General features: G+C 60.9%; 13 protein-coding genes, 1 pseudogene and 1 riboswitch. Of the genes and pseudogenes, 4 read left to right on the top strand and 10 right to left on the bottom strand.

The window, feature by feature from the left end:
- Positions 1 to 2: 2 nt before the first annotated feature.
- The 5 genes from C6382_RS07875 to C6382_RS07855 form a co-directional block, all read right to left on the bottom strand.
- Positions 3 to 635: an SCO family protein gene (locus C6382_RS07875; protein ID WP_107024088.1), complete on the bottom strand. Its 633-nt coding sequence runs from the start codon at positions 633 to 635 to the stop codon at positions 3 to 5.
- 26 nt (positions 636 to 661) lie between these two features.
- Positions 662 to 1,321, bottom strand: coding sequence for an SCO family protein (locus C6382_RS07870; RefSeq protein WP_107024087.1), 660 nt, complete (start codon positions 1,319 to 1,321; stop codon positions 662 to 664).
- A gap of 2 nt (positions 1,322 to 1,323) precedes the next feature.
- Entirely contained in the window at positions 1,324 to 3,312 is a 1,989-nt protein-coding gene (locus C6382_RS07865) for a cytochrome D1 domain-containing protein (RefSeq protein ID WP_107023948.1), read from the bottom strand.
- Between the two features lie 19 nt (positions 3,313 to 3,331).
- Entirely contained in the window at positions 3,332 to 9,208 is a 5,877-nt protein-coding gene (mnxG, locus tag C6382_RS07860; protein ID WP_107023947.1) for a manganese-oxidizing multicopper oxidase MnxG, read from the bottom strand.
- A 155-nt stretch (positions 9,209 to 9,363) separates the two neighbouring features.
- Positions 9,364 to 9,969, bottom strand: coding sequence for a lytic transglycosylase domain-containing protein (locus C6382_RS07855; protein WP_107024086.1), 606 nt, complete (start codon positions 9,967 to 9,969; stop codon positions 9,364 to 9,366).
- Between the two features lie 177 nt (positions 9,970 to 10,146).
- Between C6382_RS07855 and gspG the strand changes: the two genes are divergently transcribed.
- On the top strand, positions 10,147 to 10,569 hold the full coding sequence (gspG, locus tag C6382_RS07850; protein ID WP_038611359.1) for a type II secretion system major pseudopilin GspG: 423 nt from the start codon (positions 10,147 to 10,149) through the stop codon (positions 10,567 to 10,569).
- Between the two features lie 15 nt (positions 10,570 to 10,584).
- Positions 10,585 to 11,772 (top strand): type II secretion system F family protein, encoded by a 1,188-nt coding sequence (locus tag C6382_RS07845; protein WP_107023946.1) that lies wholly within the window; start codon positions 10,585 to 10,587, stop codon positions 11,770 to 11,772.
- Positions 11,773 to 11,809: 37 nt separating this feature from the next.
- A riboswitch (TPP riboswitch) is annotated at positions 11,810 to 11,925 on the top strand.
- A 123-nt stretch (positions 11,926 to 12,048) separates the two neighbouring features.
- On the opposite strand, the gene C6382_RS07840 is transcribed toward C6382_RS07845, so the two are convergent.
- Positions 12,049 to 12,534: an adenosine-specific kinase gene (locus tag C6382_RS07840; RefSeq protein WP_107023945.1), complete on the bottom strand. Its 486-nt coding sequence runs from the start codon at positions 12,532 to 12,534 to the stop codon at positions 12,049 to 12,051.
- 160 nt (positions 12,535 to 12,694) lie between these two features.
- Here C6382_RS07840 and C6382_RS07835 point away from each other — a divergent pair, with 160 nt between their 5' ends.
- A complete protein-coding gene (locus tag C6382_RS07835) occupies positions 12,695 to 13,207 on the top strand; it encodes an AAA family ATPase (protein ID WP_107023944.1) in 513 nt (170 codons plus the stop codon).
- Between the two features lie 129 nt (positions 13,208 to 13,336).
- Here C6382_RS07835 and C6382_RS07830 read toward each other — a convergent pair whose 3' ends face one another.
- From C6382_RS07830 to gltS, 4 genes are all read right to left on the bottom strand, one after another.
- Positions 13,337 to 13,624, bottom strand: coding sequence for a DUF3303 domain-containing protein (locus C6382_RS07830; RefSeq protein ID WP_107023943.1), 288 nt, complete (start codon positions 13,622 to 13,624; stop codon positions 13,337 to 13,339).
- 193 nt (positions 13,625 to 13,817) lie between these two features.
- The gene (locus tag C6382_RS07825; RefSeq protein ID WP_107023942.1) at positions 13,818 to 14,036 is read right to left on the bottom strand and encodes a DUF4287 domain-containing protein; all 219 of its coding nucleotides are present in this window, start codon (positions 14,034 to 14,036) and stop codon (positions 13,818 to 13,820) included.
- 25 nt (positions 14,037 to 14,061) lie between these two features.
- Entirely contained in the window at positions 14,062 to 14,673 is a 612-nt protein-coding gene (locus tag C6382_RS07820; RefSeq protein ID WP_107023941.1) for a cellulose synthase subunit BcsC-related outer membrane protein, read from the bottom strand.
- A gap of 286 nt (positions 14,674 to 14,959) precedes the next feature.
- Positions 14,960 to 16,174, bottom strand: a complete 1,215-nt coding sequence (gene gltS / locus C6382_RS07815) for a sodium/glutamate symporter (RefSeq protein WP_107023940.1) — start codon at positions 16,172 to 16,174, stop codon at positions 14,960 to 14,962.
- A gap of 180 nt (positions 16,175 to 16,354) precedes the next feature.
- Between gltS and C6382_RS07810 the strand changes: the two are divergent.
- A pseudogene (locus tag C6382_RS07810) lies at positions 16,355 to 16,688 on the top strand (HIT family protein); the annotation flags it as partial.
- Positions 16,689 to 16,707: the final 19 nt, after the last annotated feature.

Here is a 16,707-nt window from a genome sequence, read left to right as displayed (position 1 = left end):
GTTCAACGCCCGGCCAGGGGTTGCGAGAGCAGTTGCAGGCGTTGGGCAATGGCCACGGGCGGTGCGTCGGGGCGGATCTTGCTCCAGCGTTTGTTGGCCACATCGCCAGCGATCAGTTGAGTGGAATGTTGCTCGGGGCTGGGGATCAGGTGACCAAGGCGCATCAGCACCAGGTCCATCTGCGCCTTGTCTGCGGTCAGGAACAGCCAGTTGGGGCCGTCAACACCCTGCTTTTGCGCGAAGGCCTTGAGCACCTCTGGCGTATCGTTGGTCGGGTCGCTGCTCAAGGAGATAAACGTCACCTTGCTTGCCGCCTCCTCGCCCAGCGCTTCGCGCACCTCGCGCAACTTGCGGGTGATCAGTGGGCAGGCATCGTTGCAATGGGTAAAGATGACATTGAGCAGCACCACCCGATCCTTCAGCACATCACTGTAGAAACGCAGGCTGCGACCGTTCTGATCCTGCACCAGGCTGTCGGTGAAGTAGGTCTGCGCATCATGGGTGCCGACTGTCGGTGTGACGGCGCTGGTGCTGGTGCCGGTGCTGGCTTCGGGCGCATGCCCTTCATGGGCAAACGCCACCGAACTCAAGATCCACAGACAAGCCAGCAAGGCCAGCCAATCGCTACCGCGCATCACCGATTTGCGTGCAGTCGCGGCGCTCACGGTTGCACCTCCTGGGCGATCGCCGTGTGTTTAGCATGCACGCGGCGGGCACTGAGGCGATCAATTTCGCTGACCAACAGCGCCGGATCGGTAAAGCCGTAGAAACGCGTCCATTTGCCACTGCGACCGTCGCCTACCAGAATCAACGGTGGATGCTCGCTGAGGTTGGCGCTGAAGCTGCCCAGCCCCTTGAGGGTTTCATTGACTGCATAGGGTGAACCGGTCAACCAGCTCCAGCCCGGCCCGACCTGAAAGGCCTTGGCATAGTCTTGCAGACGCTTGGAGTCGTCGCGCTGCGGGTCAACGCTGATCGACACCAGTTGCACCTCATCGCCAACCCGACCGCCCAGTTGTTTTTGTACCTTGGCCATGATCGAGGACACCACCGGGCACACCGTGGTGCAGCTGGTATAGATAAAGCCCATGACCACCAGGCGATCAGCCACTAGGTCCTTCTCCAGGCGTACCGGCATGCCGTTCTGGTCCAGCAGCTGGACGTCGGCAAAGCGCACCGAGGTCTTTTCCTGGTGAGCGGCGGGTGCGGTATGGCCACTGTGATCATCATGGCCGCTGTGATCGACACCGCCATGGGCCTGGGCGAAACCACAACCGACGGCCAACAGGCAGAGGCTGAACAGTCTGCAGCGATCGAGCATTTTCATTGCACACTCCTTGAACCCGAATCGGACGCTTGTTGAGCCGCGGCAGGCAGTACCCGCAGGCTGGTGTAGTTTTTCTCGGCAAAGGCGCTACCCAGAGACGGCGCTTGCACATGCAGATACCAGGCACCGGCCTCGGCCAGCTCCAGCGGTGCTTCATAGACCCCATCGCCGACTTCACGCACGCGGCTATCACGGGCCCGGGAGGACGGCGCGAGGAAGTAGCGCACACTCAGGTCCTTGATGCCATTGCGCGGGCTGCCATTGCCTTCGACGATCCGAAAGCGCGCGGTGAACGGGCTGCCCTGCACCACCACCGAGGGTTCAAGCATGAACTCCACCTGCGGCAACAGCCGATGCGGGGCGCTGGGGGAAGCGGCCACTTCAGTGCTGAAGCAGTGAATGATCTGCGGCTGATTGAGCAAGAAGGCCACATCGAAAGTGCCGGCGGCGGGCAGTTTGATGGTCGAGCTGTAGACCCCCGGTGCCACTTCACGCAGGCTGCGGTCGACCACCAAGGCCGCGCGAGCGTTATGACCACGGTTGGCGTAGCCGGACATCGGTGCGTTCATGCCTTCGGCATAGAAGTAGGTGGTGTTGTCCACCGGGTTGACCACAAACACCGAGTTCTCGTCACGGGCCACGCTCAGGCCCTGAGCCAGCGGCAAATCGCCCGCCTGGCGCGGCGCGGCCGCGCCGGCATCGAAGCCCTGGACGATCGGCTGGCGGCCCTCGCCGAGGCTGCTCAGGTTGACCATGGTCACTTTGGGTGAAGCCAGCCCGCGAATGTAGGCATAGGCCTTGGTAAAGGTCAGCTGGTAGGGTTCAGCGGCCACCGGCAGGCTATGAATCAAGCGGTCGGTACTGGCGTCGATCACCAACGCCTGGCTTTCCAGGGTGTTGAGGACGATGCCGAAGCGCCCGTCGCTGCTGAAGCGCATCGGCCCCAGTCCCTGCTTACCCTCGATCCGGTGACGCAGTTCATGGCTGCGCGCATCGATCACGCTGATGCTGCCATCGCGTCCATCAGCGACATAAACCGCCTGCGACAGCGCCGAATAGGCAACCGACAATGGGTGCGAGCCGACCTTGAGGGTTTTCACCAGACGCATTTGGCTGGCATCGATCACACTCAGGGTGCCGCTGTCGCGGTTGCTGACAAAGGCAAAACGTGAGTCGGCACTAAACGCGATTTCGTGATGACCGCTGCCGGTGGCAAAGAACTTCATGTTCTTGCGACTGGTTACATCAATCACCGTAACGCCGCTGTGTGCCGGATCGCTGGCGTTGTTGCCGACCCACAGCAGGCGCTGGTCCGGTTGCAAGGCCACCCGCAACGGCTGCTTGCCAGCCGCAATGTTGCCTACGCGCTGGAAGGTCTCGGTGTCGATCAGCGCCACTTCACCGCGTTCAGGCATCGACACGAACACCTGTTTGTCATCGTTACTGGCCGTCCAATCCATGGGCACGCCCGGCAGCTCGATGCGCGCCAGGGTGCTGGTGACCCCGCCGACCGAGACCGACGGATCGATCACGGTCAGGCTGGCGTCCTTGTTCAGTACCAGCAGGAAGTAGCTGTTAAGGTCGAGCAACGGCCGCGCGCCGATACTGCTTTTGAGAAACAGCGCCACCCGCGCCTTGCAGCTGTTACTGCGGTCCTTGGCGGCATCGCCGGTCAGCGCCGGGTCCAGCCAGGCGCCGGGGGAAACCCCCGACAGGGGTTGGCCGCTGTTCTGGTCGGTGACTTTGAAACGCACACTGGCAAACGCCCCCTCAGTCAGCACCCCATCGCTGCCCAATGGCCGGGCTTCAAACTCGACGGTGACACCGTCGCGGCTGAGCCGGTGCAGCGCCTGCGGATCGCTGTCGGCCAGGTTGTTCAACTCGCTGCGCGGGTCGCACCACAAGCTGTCGTAACTGACCCCCAGGCCGATCAGCGTCAAACCTGCCATCAGGCCCAGGTACAACGGTCGATTTTTCTTGTTCATGACCTCTCCCCCCTTTCCCTTACTGCGCTGGCGCTGTAGTCGGTGGTGCTTCTTCGGTAACCCGCAGCAGCCCCCACAGTCCCGACGCGTTGCCAAAGGCGGCATAGTCGCGGAACAGGTAGTCACCGGGTATGGCGTTGCCGCCCCCGGCACTGGGCACCATGAAGCTGAAGTGCGCAGCCGGCAGCACGCTTTCCTGGGCACCGATGAACATCGCCTGCGGGTTGTAGCCGAAGCGCACCGAGCCGATCCCCGGCAGATTCAAAGGGTAGCCGTTGATGTCGGACTTCTCGGCCTGATAGTTATGCAGCGGCCACATGTGCCCATCGAGCTGATAAGTAATGCCGCGGCTGCCACCGGTCGGCATCAGCACATGGTTACGCAACGGTTGACCAGGCTTGGCCCACAACACCGGGGTTTGTGGATCGCCGCCGACCAGGGCGTTGCTGTAGGCCATATGGGCGTTGGGCACATCCGCCCAGCCATTGCCATCGGCATGCCCGAACGGCGCATCCGGGGCCAGGCCGAAGCGGAACCACAGCGGCTCGGTCTTGTAGTTGATGGCCATGTTAGAGTTGTCTTTCGGATCCCCCGGCACGCCATTGCCCTCAGTGGCGATGCCTTCCACCGGCCGACCATCCGCCCAGCGCATGTTCAGTGCCCGCTGCCAGAGGGTGGCGAAGTCGCGGTAGGCGGGTTGCCCCGGTACCTGCACCGTGGCCGAGGCCCGGCTGGCGCCGTCTTCGGTCCAGGTGGCGGTCTGCGGCACGATACTCATGCCACCGATCAGGCCTTTCTGCCCCTGCTTGATGACGTCGGCCGGAGTGATATTGAGCCCGCCGAACTCGATGGCGGTGCTGATGATGTTGTCTACCGAGCGTCCCATCTGCATCACTGGCTTGCCTTCACGCTCCAGGTGCCCGGCGTAGTACTGGAACACCTTGCTTGGATAGGCACCACTGCTGCCGCTGCGTGGTGGTACGGTCTGCACCGGGTTCTGACCGACGTTGACGCCGTCCGACTTGGTGATGTCGTAGGCCAGCAGTTGCGTATGCAGGCCGACGTGGCTGGACGGACGCATCAGGTTATTGTTGAAGGCGGTCGAGCCTTCACTGCCCTGACGGTCACGCTTGACCACGTTTTGCATCACAGCGGTGCTCGGCAGGTCTGGCATCACCAGCGGCAGGCGGTTTTCCAGGGTGACTTTCAGGCACTCGCCGGCAGCGGCGCGCAGCACCAGCGGCTCGATCGGTACACCGGGTTTGAGTTTGCCGGTGACGGGGTCGAGGTCGGCCTTGCGCACGTAGAGGATCGCGGTCGGGTCATGCAGCGGTCCGCTGTGGCCTCCGATGGTGAAGGTTTCACCGTCTTCAGGATCGGTCACGGTAACCTGCGGGATGCTGGTGCGCCGGCTGTTGTAGACCAGGGTGCCGCCATTGGCCTTCAGCGGACCGCCGACGTGCTGACCGACACCGCTTGGGTCAGTGATGCTTACCCCCAGTGGATTGCCGAGGATGTCGTTGGCCAGGGCCGCCACCACTTCATAGCTGCGTTGCACGGTTGGCCGGGTACCTATGCCGTTGGCGTTGGCGGTGTAGCGCGGGCAGATGCCGTCAAACGCCACGGTGTTGCGCGCCGCCATCGGCAGCGGGTTGTTCGGCAAGGCAAACAGGTCGCTGCGGCTGCTGGTGTAGTTGCGCATTACCCCCCAGATACCGTTCCAGTAACCTTCGTGGGCGGCATCGAGCGAGTACAGGTAGTCACCGTTGGGTGCTGCAGAACTGGAGATCATCGACACCGGAGCCATGAAACCCAGTTGTTCGGAGATGCCGACCATCTGCGAGGCCTTCCACCCCGAGTTGGAGCTGTTGCCGAAGCCCGAGCCGTTCTGCAGCCACTTGACGCCATGCAAGGTCACGTTGTGCTCCTCTTCATGGCCACCGGCATGCATACGCAGGCGTACGTTGTCACCGGAGTAGGTGCGCAGCATCGGTGTGAACGGGTCGCCCGGTTCAGCACCGCCTTTGTTGATGTGCGGTGGGAACAGGGTCGTACCACCGGTAGGGCCGACAGCCGAGGTGATCGCCGCTGGCGACAGGTTCATCGCCGGGATGGCCCGGTCGGTACGGCTCTGCATGGCGAACGCCAGGTCACCGCCCAGACCGTCAGCCTGCATGCCGCGCTTGCCATCCGGTGCCACTTTGTTGGGGTCATAAACCCGCAGGGCCAGCGGCTCGTTGCGGTAGTTGACGACGAACATGCCCGGGTCATCCACCGAAATCGCTTGCGGGCAAGGCCGCGACGGGCAGCCCGGGAACAGGCCACCGCGGGACTCGACCACCGCTTCAAGCAGGTTCGACGCTTTCTGCCGCACAGGCGGGTTGATCGCGTAGCGGAAGCTGTCGGCGGTTGCCGGGAAGGCCTGGGCATTGGGAATACCGTCAGGACCGGCACCGACATACACTCCTGCCTCGTAGGCATGCTGGAAGTCGCTGTACTCCAGGAAGAACTCGCGGTAGCTGTCGTTGCGACCGTCACCATCGTGGTCGCCGGTCTTCACCACTGCTTGCCATGAGGTCGGACCACCGTCTTCACGCAGTGCCGGGTTGTACAGCTGCTCGCCGGTTTCAGCGTGGTACCAGGTCGATCCGGCGGGCTCGGCCAATACGGTGGCGTACAGGCCCAGTTGCTGGTGCGTCGATGGGCCGAGGTGGTCGTGGGTGAAAATGGTACCCAGGCCACGGTCGACGTTGTGCACGTTGACCACCGGGTCAGCGAACCAGCGTTGCATCGCGGTGCGCGCGCCAACCCAGTCGGCACGTCCGTAGCGACCGAAGAACGGATGCGTCTTGGCGACCGGACACTCGGCGCTGCCTTCACGCGGATCGCCGCTGGTGCATTTGTTGTACTCGCGAATAGCGTCGATGCGTTCAACCACAGTGCCGGGCGAGAGAATGCCGTCTTCGTAGTTCCAGCCGTTGGCTGAACCATCGGCCGCGGTCAAGTCCCATTTTGGCAGGTGAATGTGCTGGCCGATCACGTCGGTCGGGGTGCGCACTTGATAGTCATCCATCTCGTAGAACGACGGAATCAGGTTGGTGTGCTGGTACATCACACAGTCGAAGGTGTTCATGCGCATCACCAGCGGCTCTGGTGGGCGCTGCTTGTTGATCACAGGCCACGCATCTTCCCAGAGGGCAATGATGCGCGCCTGCGGGAAGTGGTAGCCAACTTTGTTATAGACCGCGTCGAACTGGATGTTGGCGCCCTTGTAGATCCGTGGGCGGTCGGCGGTAAAGGTCGAGGCGCCGGTGAAGCTCATGCCATCGAGGCGCTCGCCGCTGTTGTATTCACCCACGCCGACGGCCAGGGTCAGGCGCTTGGCCCGGTCGTCCATGCACGGTTCAAAGAACGGCGCGCCGGCAGTGGGCGCCGCGCCATTGGTGCGGAAGTTACGCGCCACCGTCTGGTTACCCGGCAGCACGGCATAGCTGGGGTGTTCAAGCTGGGAATGGAAGCTCATCGCGGCCTGTTCGACATCCGTGCCCTCTTCCGGCAGGAATACCGCTTTGGCCTTGGTGATCTGTTTGGTGAAGTCCAGCGCGGTGGTGGTCACGTTAACTTCACCGCCGGCCGAGATGCCGTCCAGCGCATGACGTGGCAAGCCACCGTCCCAACCGCCGACCTGGGCCGGATCAAGGTTGGCCCACAGAGCATTGCCGGTGTTTTTCAGCTGTTGTGCCTTGGCCGGGTCGAGCATGTCCAGTGGCGGGGTCGGCGGACGCTGCCCCACGGTGCTTTCAATGCCACCAATCCAGAAGGGATAGCCAGGGTTTTTCAGGCTGCCATCGGCATTGCGGTTGGCGTCACTGCGATCGACCAGGGCCAGTGAGCCAACAGCCCGCGGTGCGGCATCGTGATGAGCGGAATCGTCATCACCTTCCTGCTCGTCGTCATCGTCATCGTTTTCGGCGACCAGGGTTTCAGCCAGTTTGGGAATCACAGCGACTTTACCGGGCATCGGCGCCATGGCCTTGCCAGGTAGCGGAACGATGGCCGGAATCGGTGTACCGGCGATGATCTCCCCGTCCGGCAAGGCGCGAGCGCCTGCGGCCGGCTTGCCGCTGCGCAGGGCATACGGCTCGGTGTGATAACCGTCTGCCCCCTGGCTTGAGACTTCAAGTCGGGTGCCCTCTTCGAACACATCATGCACCCGCCACATGCTCCACATGCCCTGGGCGAAGTGCGGATAGAAGTGACAGTGATAGATCGCATCGCCCGCTACGCGGTTGCGGTTGCCCGAGCCGCCGTTGGCGATTTCATAGGTATAGCCGACACCCGGGCCAATGCCTTGGGCATCGACATAGTCGGAGTTGTCGTCGTTGGGGTTGAACAGCCACTGGTGTCCGTGCAGGTGGAAAATGTGCTGTTCATGACCATTGTGGGTATTGCGGAATTTGACGAAGTCCCCGATGTAGCTGTGGTTGACGTTGGCAGGTTCTGCCGGGAACAGGGCCATGCTGGCCTTGACCCCGACCTGGTCGGCGTCCGGTGTCTGCCCTGGGCGAATATTCTCCAGGCCGACGTTGGCCGGCACGTCCACCAGCATCGCCACATCGCCCACCGTGTGCGAGCTGAGGAAAAACTCTTCGTAGGCGCACGACAGGCAGTCATGCATCGGCCCCACACCCAGACGGTTGGCCACCACTTCTGCACCCATGCCACCCGAGCCGTAGTTGATCATGAATGAGTCGCGGGTCGGCTCCAGCACATGCCCCATTACCGGGTCAGCCCAATAGCCGGGGAACGCCTGGGTGGCGGCGGCCTCATCGGTGAACTGCGCGGCAAAGTCGCGGAACGGCTCCAGGCGATTGGGAACCGCCGGATTGCGCTTGCCGATGCTTTCCAGCGGGTAAGTCGAGGGCGGGAAACTGCCATCGGCATTCGGGCCCATGACCACGGCGTCGGTTTCGCTGTTGATGATCTCGTTGCCATCGACCATGGCAATGATCGGCGAACCCGCTTTGCCTTCACGGATCCAGGGTTCGCGCTGTGGATAGCGCGCCTGGTAATCGACGATCGGCTGACCGGTCGGTGCACGGCCGGTGGTGGCCAGGCGCATTTCTTCTTCGGTCAGGGTGTTGCGGTAGGTGCGGGCATATTTCGGCAGCACCACCACCTGACCAAACAGGCCGTTGGAAACGTTACCGGCGGCACCCTGGCCGCCGAATGTAGCGCCTTGGCTAGTGGCGGCGAACGCGCCTTCGCGCTCAGCGTACAAGGTGTAAGAGCGGCTGCCACCGGGGGCGATCAGGAAGTTGCCGTTGCGGCCGGTGTTGGCGGCAATGTCGCCGATGCTGTTGACCGCCTGCATGCCGTTGACTTGAAAGCCGACATGGCGGTCGGTGACCTGGTCATCGACCACGAAACCATGCTCGCCACCGGCTTCATTATCTTCGGCGCCTTCGTTCTCCTCGGCTTCGTTCTCCTCACCTTCATTTTCTTCTTCGTGATCGATGCCGTGCTTGTTCGGGTTGGCCTGGTAGGCCAACAGGTTCTGCAGGTTCACGGTGAGACAGTCACCGGCCGCCACCCGCAGCACGATCGGCCGCGGCCGCTTGTCCGGGCGCAGGGTGACCTTGCCCGGTACCGCCGCGCCGCCGTTGTCCAGCGACACCTGATTGACGTCGACCACGTCGCGGCGCAGGGCGAACATCATGCCGTTGGCATTTTGCGCACCGAGACGGTTGAACATAAGTGGCTGATCGAGTGCCACCACATTCGCCACCAGATTGCGCTCGCAGCGCACGGCGGCCTCGCTGACGGTTTGCCAGCCAAAGGTGGCGGCGGTGATCAGCAGTGAAGTCAGGACTGAGCCTTTGATCGGAGTCATCATGGCGTGCCTCGGGTGGTGCAAGTGGACCCTGGAAGGGCTGGAGCAAGCCTCATGCCATAGTTTTTTATTGTTGTTTTTCAGTCACTTGAACTATTGATTGAATCTCAATTGGGGGGTATTCCCCGGTATTCCCCACTATTCGGGGGGGCACAGGATCACAACGGCGCGTCCATAGCCAAGCCCTGCAAGCGCCGGTACTGACGTATTACTTTCGGCACATAACGCTGGGTCTCGGCATAAGGCGGCACCACCCGACCGCGGCGCATCACCGCATCAGGGCCGGCGTTATAGGCGGCCACGGCGAGGGTGATGTCGTTATCGAACAGCGTCAGCATGCGTTTGAGGTAGCGCGCCCCACCCTGCACGTTCGAGGCCGGATCCAGCGAATTCTTGACCCCTAATTCCCGGGCGGTGTCAGGCATCAGCTGCATCAGCCCAACCGCGCCACTGGGCGAGCGCGCATTGGGGTTGTAGCGGGACTCGGCCTGGATCACCGCATGCAGCAGTGCCGCCGGCAAGTCGTTGGCCTCGGCTGCCGCCGCCACCAGTTCGGCATAGGGCATACCGGTGATCAGTTGCGCCTGGCCGCTGCTGGCCAGGCTCACCCCGGGTTCGCTGATCACCCGTTGATAGGTGCGACCCGGTCGGTGGACGTTGGACAGCACGTAGCTGCCGTCGGTCTTGATGGATATGTACACATCGGCCTGGACCTGGTGGGTCCACGCCAGCCAGACAAAGAGTCCTGTAGTGAGCCAATGCATCATCGCGCCCTCCCCGTTGCGTTCCCCGAAAAGTGGGGCATATGCCCCGATTGCCGAGGCTTTTATCCACTGACGCAAGCACTGTGCCGCCTTGCCAGGCCCGTGGCGCAAAGGCTCGACGCAGACGCGCACGACAATTGCATAAGCCCTTGCAGGCGCACTACGGAGGGCCTTGTCATGAACAAAAAAAAATACTCGCAACAAGGGTTCACCCTGCTCGAACTGCTGGTGGTGTTGGTGGTACTGGGTCTGCTTGCCGGCATCGTCGCCCCCAAGTACTTCAGCCAGTTGGGGCGCTCGGAGGCCAAGGTGGCCCGCGCGCAGATTGAAGGCTTGAGCAAGGCGCTGGACCTGTATCGCCTGGAAGTGGGGCATTACCCCAATTCCGAGCAAGGGCTGCAGGCGCTGGTCACCGCGCCCAGCGATGAGAGCCGCTGGTCTGGCCCTTACCTGCAGAAAAAAGTCCCTCAGGACCCTTGGGGGCGTAATTACATCTACCGCCAACCCGGTGAAAACGGCGAGTACGACCTGCTCTCCATGGGCAAAGACGGCCAGCCTGGCGGCGACGGCGAGAACGCCGAGATCACCAGCTGGCAGTAAGCGGAGGATCGACACATGCGCTACGAGCTCAAGGCATTGGGCAAATCCGGTGTGGTCCTGCTCACGCTGGACGCTCAGGACGCCGGCCAGGCCCGCCTGCAGGCCGAGCAACAAGGCTTGCGGGTGGTCAGCGTGCGTAACGCTGAGCACTTCGCCAGATTGCGCTGGCGCCGCAGCGAAACCTTCGACCTGGTGCTGTTCAGCCAGGAACTGACCACCCTGCTCAATGCCGGCCTGCCGCTGATTGACGCGCTGGAAAGCCTGGCGGAAAAAGAGTCGGCGCCGCAGGCGCGCAAGACCCTCGGCGAGCTGGTGCGCCTGCTCTATGAAGGCAAATCCTTCTCCCAGGCTTTGGGGCAATTACCCAGCGTGTTCCCGGCGCTGTACATCGCCCTGGTGCAATCGAGCGAGAAAACCGGTGCCCTGGGCGATGCCCTGGGGCGCTACGTCGCCTACCGCCAACGCATGGACGAAGTGCGGCAGAAGATCGTCAGCGCCTCGATCTACCCCTTGTTGCTGTTGCTGGTCGGCGGTGGCGTGGTGCTGTTTCTGCTCGGCTATGTGGTGCCACGCTTCAGCCTGGTGTTCGAAGGCCTGGGTACCGAACTGCCGTGGCTGTCGCGTTGGCTGATGCAGGCCGGGATGTTCCTGCATGCCCACCAGGCCCCGCTGGGCCTGGGCTTTCTCGGCTTGATGGTGGGCTTGTTTGTACTGCGTCGTGATCCCCGGGTGCGGCGCTGGCTGAACCGTCAGATTGAGCGTCTTCCGGCCCTGCACCGCCGCCTGGTGATGTACGAACTGGCGCGTTTCTACCGCTCCCTGGGGATCCTGCTGCAAGGCGGCATCCCGATCCTCACTGCCATGGAAATGGCCCGCGGCCTGCTCGGCGTCGCGGCCAAACAACGCCTGGAACATGCCTGTGAGCGGGTGCGCGAAGGCCTGTCATTGTCGGCTGCGCTGGAGGCCGGGCACCTGGTGACACCGGTGTCCCTGCGCTTGCTGCGGGCTGGCGAACAGTCAGGCAACCTCGGGCAGATGATGGAACGCAGCGCCGACTTCTATGACGAAGAAATCAGCCGCTGGATCGAATGGTTCGTACGCCTGTTCGAACCTTTACTGATGACCTTCATCGGCCTGCTGATCGGCCTGATCGTGATTCTGATGTACATGCCGATCTTCGAATTGGCGTCCAGCATTCACTAGCCGCCGACGTGACAATCCTGCCCGCTTGCTGAATAGATTCGGCCACCAAGGGGAGCTCGGCAACGGGCTGAGAAACCGCTGTCAGCTGCAGCGCGGTGACCCTTCGAAGCTGATCCGGATCATGCCGGCGAAGGAAGCAGGAGCATCATGCCGCATAGCCATGGCTTCTTGCATTACTTCGCCCATGACTTAGATTGGGCACTTGAAATCGAAGCGCTTACCTCAGCTCCAGCCTGGCTTTTAGTCGGCTCGGAAGCATTCGTCACCCGCTGTAATTCACAGCTTGTAGCCAATCTGGCGCAACAAGCTCTTGCGCCAGAGGATGTCATCGTCGCTTTCAATGTCATTGGCACAGAAGCCATCCACTACGCCCAGGATGGCTCGTCCTTGTTCTGTCTCAGCGAGAATCACTTCAACTGGATTGGCTGTTGCACAAAAAATACGGCAGACCTCTGGAACCATTTTGAGGGTGTTCAACACGTTAAGCGGATAGAAACCCTCGCCCAGAAAAATGATGAAGCTATGGCCTGCGCCAATGGCTTTCGCATTCTTCTGTGCAAGGTCAATCATTGCGGCATCGGTGCCAGACCATCGCACCAGGCATTTGCCAGAGGCCTCACAAAAGGCCACACCAAACTGGATGCCTGGCACGGCATTGACCAACGCTTCGTGGATGTCCTCGACGGACTTGATGAAGTGCGTCTGCCCCAAAATGAAGTTTGTCACATCTGGCTTATCGATTTTCAACGTGATGAGTTGCATTGCAAACGCCTCCTTTCACGATGTTGCTGCCAGCGTCCGGCAACAGATCAAGCATAGCTACTCATTTGTAATTGCTCCGCTCACCACCAGCTCCCGCGGTGATCTGTTACTGCCCACAGAAAACCTGCACAATTATCGGTTCGCCGAAAAGGACTTCTTCATGCAACGCATTGTAATTCTGGGCAACGCCGGCAGCGGCAAATCAACCCTGGCGCGCGCGTTGGGCAAGCGCCTGGGGGTGCCTGTCGTGCACCTGGACAAACTGTTCTGGGAACCCGGCTGGATCGAACCCGATGCCGAACAGTTCCGCCAACGCGTTAGCCACGCAGTTTCATCAGACGCGTGGATCTGTGAGGGCAACTATTCTCGGCGAACCTTTGATTTAAGGCTCCCACGCGCGCAGTTGATCATCTGGCTGGATACACCACGCACTACCTGTTTTCGCCGGGTGATTGTGCGCAGTGTGTTGAACCGCCCCCGCGCCGATATGCCAGCCGGCTGCAACGAGAAGCTGGACAGGGCGTTCCTGACCTTTCTCAACTATGTGTGGACTTTTGATCGTGGCTATCGTCCCTCTATCGAGGCGATGCGAGTGGCTGTCGGGCCACATGTTCCTGTCGTGCATTTACGCGGAGCTCGACAAATAGCCGAGTTCTTACAAGGGCCTACGTAAGTCTTGCCCTCTACCGGGCAACTGCTGATTTCGGCACAGACGGTCTGCTTACCCACCTTGCCGTTGGCCAGGCCAGCAACGAGGACCGCCCCCCTGCGGTCCTCTTGCCGCAACAGTGTCTGCGAAAACTCAAACACTCATCTGACTCACCACCGCCTTTAGCAAGGGCGCGGCTTGCTCGTCAGTCATCGCCGGAAACACCTGCATGTCCATCAGGTCGCTCCAGTCCAGTACCCATTTGAGCACCAGGCTCAGGTCATCGGTTTCGGCCACGGCAAAGCCTTGGCGGCTACCGACGGCATGCCAGCGGCCAAGGACTTTGAGGTTAGCGGGTGGAACGCCGCCGGTCTGAACAAAGCGGGCCAAGGCAGCGTTGCGGTTTTCCGTGCTGACGGTCCAGTGAATGATGTACAGCATGGGGCACCTCCCAGTCGGGATCGGCGCCTGTTCGCCACGCCTGGCTGCAGGGCGTCGAGGCCACAGCAGGCGGCTGCCATACAGGTGTGTTCATGCCTCGCCAACCACGCCTGAAACTACAGGTTCAACTATTAGGAATAGCAGAGATTCAGAGCCAAGGCTTGCTGTGGGAGCGCTATCCCACCGGGCACGCTCAGGTGTTTTTGCTGGCAGTCAGATAATGGGCAACCAGGGCATTGGCATGACCATGCCCCAGACCATGCTCAGTCTTCAGCCACGCCACCATTTCCATGTGCTTTTTACCACTGACTGTTTTAAGCAAATCCAGCCAATGAGTGATGGGTTGCCCATACTTTTTTTCAATCGAAGGAAAGTACGAAGCGGGTCCTTTGACTTGTGTATCTTCGCTCACGGTGCACACTCCTGTTCCATCGGTCTCAACGATATTCCGCATAAGGCTTGAGCGGATTTACCGGCAACGGCAGGTTGCCCTGCCAGGGGTCAAAGCTGTAACGCAGGTAGATCAACGCACGATTGGGTGAATAGTCCTCGCTGCGCTGCAGCGTGAACCCGCCGCCCAGCACCCAATGATCATCCAGGCGCCGCTCGACCAATGCCTGGGCCAGATAACCCAGCCCCTGGTTGTTGTCGCCTTCACGCGTACCGTCGATGTTTCCTTGCGCCCCACCATAGTAGTTGACGATGTCGTCGTTGACCGAAGACAGCGGGAAGGTGCGCTCATCATCACTGCGCGCCCAGGAATAGCCCAGCGAGCCTTCCAGGTACACCGACCAGTCAGGGTTGCGCCAGGCATAGCTGACCGGCACGCCGAACGACAGGTAGCGCTGCGGGCTGTAGTAACCACCCTGGCCCAGGGTGTAGCCGCTGAGGTTGCGGTCGTAGTGCCAGGTCATGGCCGTGGCACCGATGCGCAGTTCTTCGTCGGCACGGTTGATCAACCGGTAGTAGTAACCGCCCATGGCGCGCCAGCGTTTGTTGTCTTCGACGTTCTTGCCTTGCAGCCAGTGGTAACCGAGGCTGGCCCACACGCCATCGTCGAGGGTGCTGGGGGTTTAAAATAGAACGGGCCTGCAGCAAAGACTTTAGACCGATTTTCTCAGGTCGTATGACGTTTTCCCGGCAGCAGGAAAAGTCCTGTAGCGGTAGCCCCCTGCAGCACCGGGTGTGCGAATCTGCGCTGATGATCACTAGGGTATCGGCCCAGGGTTGGCTATTTTTGCGCGCGGCAAGGTATCGGAGTTTGATGCAGATCAGCAGTGCAGGCTAATGATCAGACTGCCTGTAGCCGCAGCCTGCGATGTATACCGGACGCTGCTAAAGACCACTGAACATGCCGATGATCACGGCATTGACCAGGTCAATGAAAAAGCCGCACACCAGCGGCACGATCAGGAAAGCCTGGTGGGCCGCACCGTACTTTTGCGTCACGGTTGTCATGTTGACGATGGCCGTCGCTGTGGAGCCAAGGGTAATCCCGCCGAATCCGGAAGCAACCACACTGGCTTCGTAATCACGCCCCATGCAGCGGAACACCACAAAATAGGTATAGAGGACCGTCAGCAGCACCTGCAGGGTCAAGGCGCACAGAATGAACATCAACGCCCCGCTGAGCTGCCATAACTGCAGCCCCATCAGGGCCATGGTCAAAAACATGCCCAGACAGATATCGGAGATCAACGCCAGGCCCAGGCTGGCGCCGCTCCAGCTTTTCAGCTTCTTCTCACCGACAACGGCAAGCACGATGTGGTGGATGACGATGCCGGCGAACAGGCAGCTGACGAATTTTGGCAGGGTGATGCCGGCATCGACCAGCAACAGGTTGAGGCCATAGCCGAGCATCAGGGTCAGGTTGAGCCACATCCATGCCCAGAGCACGTCGTAGTAGTTCACGCCCTGGTTCGGTTGATGCTCGAGAATGCCGATTTCCAGCGCGGCATCCCTGGAAGGCGTCAGATTATGGCGTCGTATCAACTGGTTGGCGATCGGGCCGCCGATCACGCACGCGGCAATCAGGCCGACGGTGTTACTGGCGATGCCCAGCTCATGTGCATTGCTGATGCCGAGCTTCTCGACGAACAGCGGTGCCCAGGCCAGTGTTGTGCCCACCCCGCCGGTCAGGGAAATCGAACCCACCATCAACCCCGCCTTGGGATCCAGGCCAAACGCCTCGGCCAGGCCCATGCCCAGGGTATTTTGCAGGACGATGAAGACACTGGCGAGCACCAGCAGGATCACTAGCGGGCGTCCGCCCTTGAGCAGTTGGCGGACATCCGATTTCAAGCCGATGCCGGCAAAGAAATACAGCAGCAAGGTGTCGCGAACCTGCAGATCGAACTCGATCTGGATATTCAGACCGAAGTACAGCAGGCTGGTAACCGCGGCACAGACGAAGCCGCCGACAACCGATTCGGGAATGCAGTATTGACGCAGCAAGGTGCTGTGCTGGACAAGGGTTTTGCCCAGGAACAGCAGGAGGATCGCAAGGGTAAAGCTCACGAGACCGTGAACCGGGAAAAGCTGGGAGGTCATCAACGCCTTCCTCTAATCTGAAAAAAGCATTATCACGATGTGCCGACTGCGGGTTCAGATCCGAATCAATAAAAGGTGAATCAGATCGCCAGCGTGGTGCACATTGACCAACCTGCGTAGAGTCCCCTGCAAGGCTAGTCTCGATCCACTCGCTACGCACAGCATTATCAAGGACTATGAATGCCGCTGATCTCGCAACGTGTAGCGCTGGCACGCAATGGCGCAAACGTTAAAGTCATTTGCCGCATGGCATCGGGTTAGGCGGTCATGGGCGATGTGCAATTTCTACCGGGATACTGCCTGTTACTACCCGATCCCGTGGTTGCGAGCCTCAATGATCTGGACGCTGAGGCCAGAGCGACCTATCTGCTCGACATGGCCCGCATCGGTGACAACGTTTTACAGGCAACCGGGGGCGGTTCGCATAAACTACTAAATTTTAGGGAACCCAGAGCCCGAGCTGCATTGCCAAATTTTCCCACGCCACTCCTCAGAGCCGGAACACACCAGCAGGGGCAGTATGGGATCATTCA

The sequence above is a fragment of the Pseudomonas sp. BBP2017 genome (genome assembly GCF_003024385.1).
Taxonomy (GTDB): Bacteria; Pseudomonadota; Gammaproteobacteria; order Pseudomonadales; family Pseudomonadaceae; genus Aquipseudomonas.
Note: the sequence above shows the minus strand (reverse complement) of the source record. Positions and strands in the feature narration are given on the sequence as shown.

Excerpts from the sequence above, each read along its gene's own strand:
- C6382_RS07875 (WP_107024088.1), bottom strand. The coding sequence starts at position 635 with ATGCGCGGTAGCGATTGGCTGGCCTTGCTGGCTTGTCTGTGGATCTTG.
- C6382_RS07870 (WP_107024087.1), bottom strand. The coding sequence starts at position 1,321 with ATGCTCGATCGCTGCAGACTGTTCAGCCTCTGCCTGTTGGCCGTCGGT.
- C6382_RS07865 (WP_107023948.1), bottom strand. The coding sequence starts at position 3,312 with ATGAACAAGAAAAATCGACCGTTGTACCTGGGCCTGATGGCAGGTTTG.
- mnxG (WP_107023947.1), bottom strand. The coding sequence starts at position 9,208 with ATGATGACTCCGATCAAAGGCTCAGTCCTGACTTCACTGCTGATCACC.
- C6382_RS07855 (WP_107024086.1), bottom strand. The coding sequence starts at position 9,969 with ATGCATTGGCTCACTACAGGACTCTTTGTCTGGCTGGCGTGGACCCAC.
- gspG (WP_038611359.1), top strand. The coding sequence starts at position 10,147 with ATGAACAAAAAAAAATACTCGCAACAAGGGTTCACCCTGCTCGAACTG.
- C6382_RS07845 (WP_107023946.1), top strand. The coding sequence starts at position 10,585 with ATGCGCTACGAGCTCAAGGCATTGGGCAAATCCGGTGTGGTCCTGCTC.
- C6382_RS07840 (WP_107023945.1), bottom strand. The coding sequence starts at position 12,534 with ATGCAACTCATCACGTTGAAAATCGATAAGCCAGATGTGACAAACTTC.
- C6382_RS07835 (WP_107023944.1), top strand. The coding sequence starts at position 12,695 with ATGCAACGCATTGTAATTCTGGGCAACGCCGGCAGCGGCAAATCAACC.
- C6382_RS07830 (WP_107023943.1), bottom strand. The coding sequence starts at position 13,624 with ATGCTGTACATCATTCACTGGACCGTCAGCACGGAAAACCGCAACGCT.
- gltS (WP_107023940.1), bottom strand. The coding sequence starts at position 16,174 with ATGACCTCCCAGCTTTTCCCGGTTCACGGTCTCGTGAGCTTTACCCTT.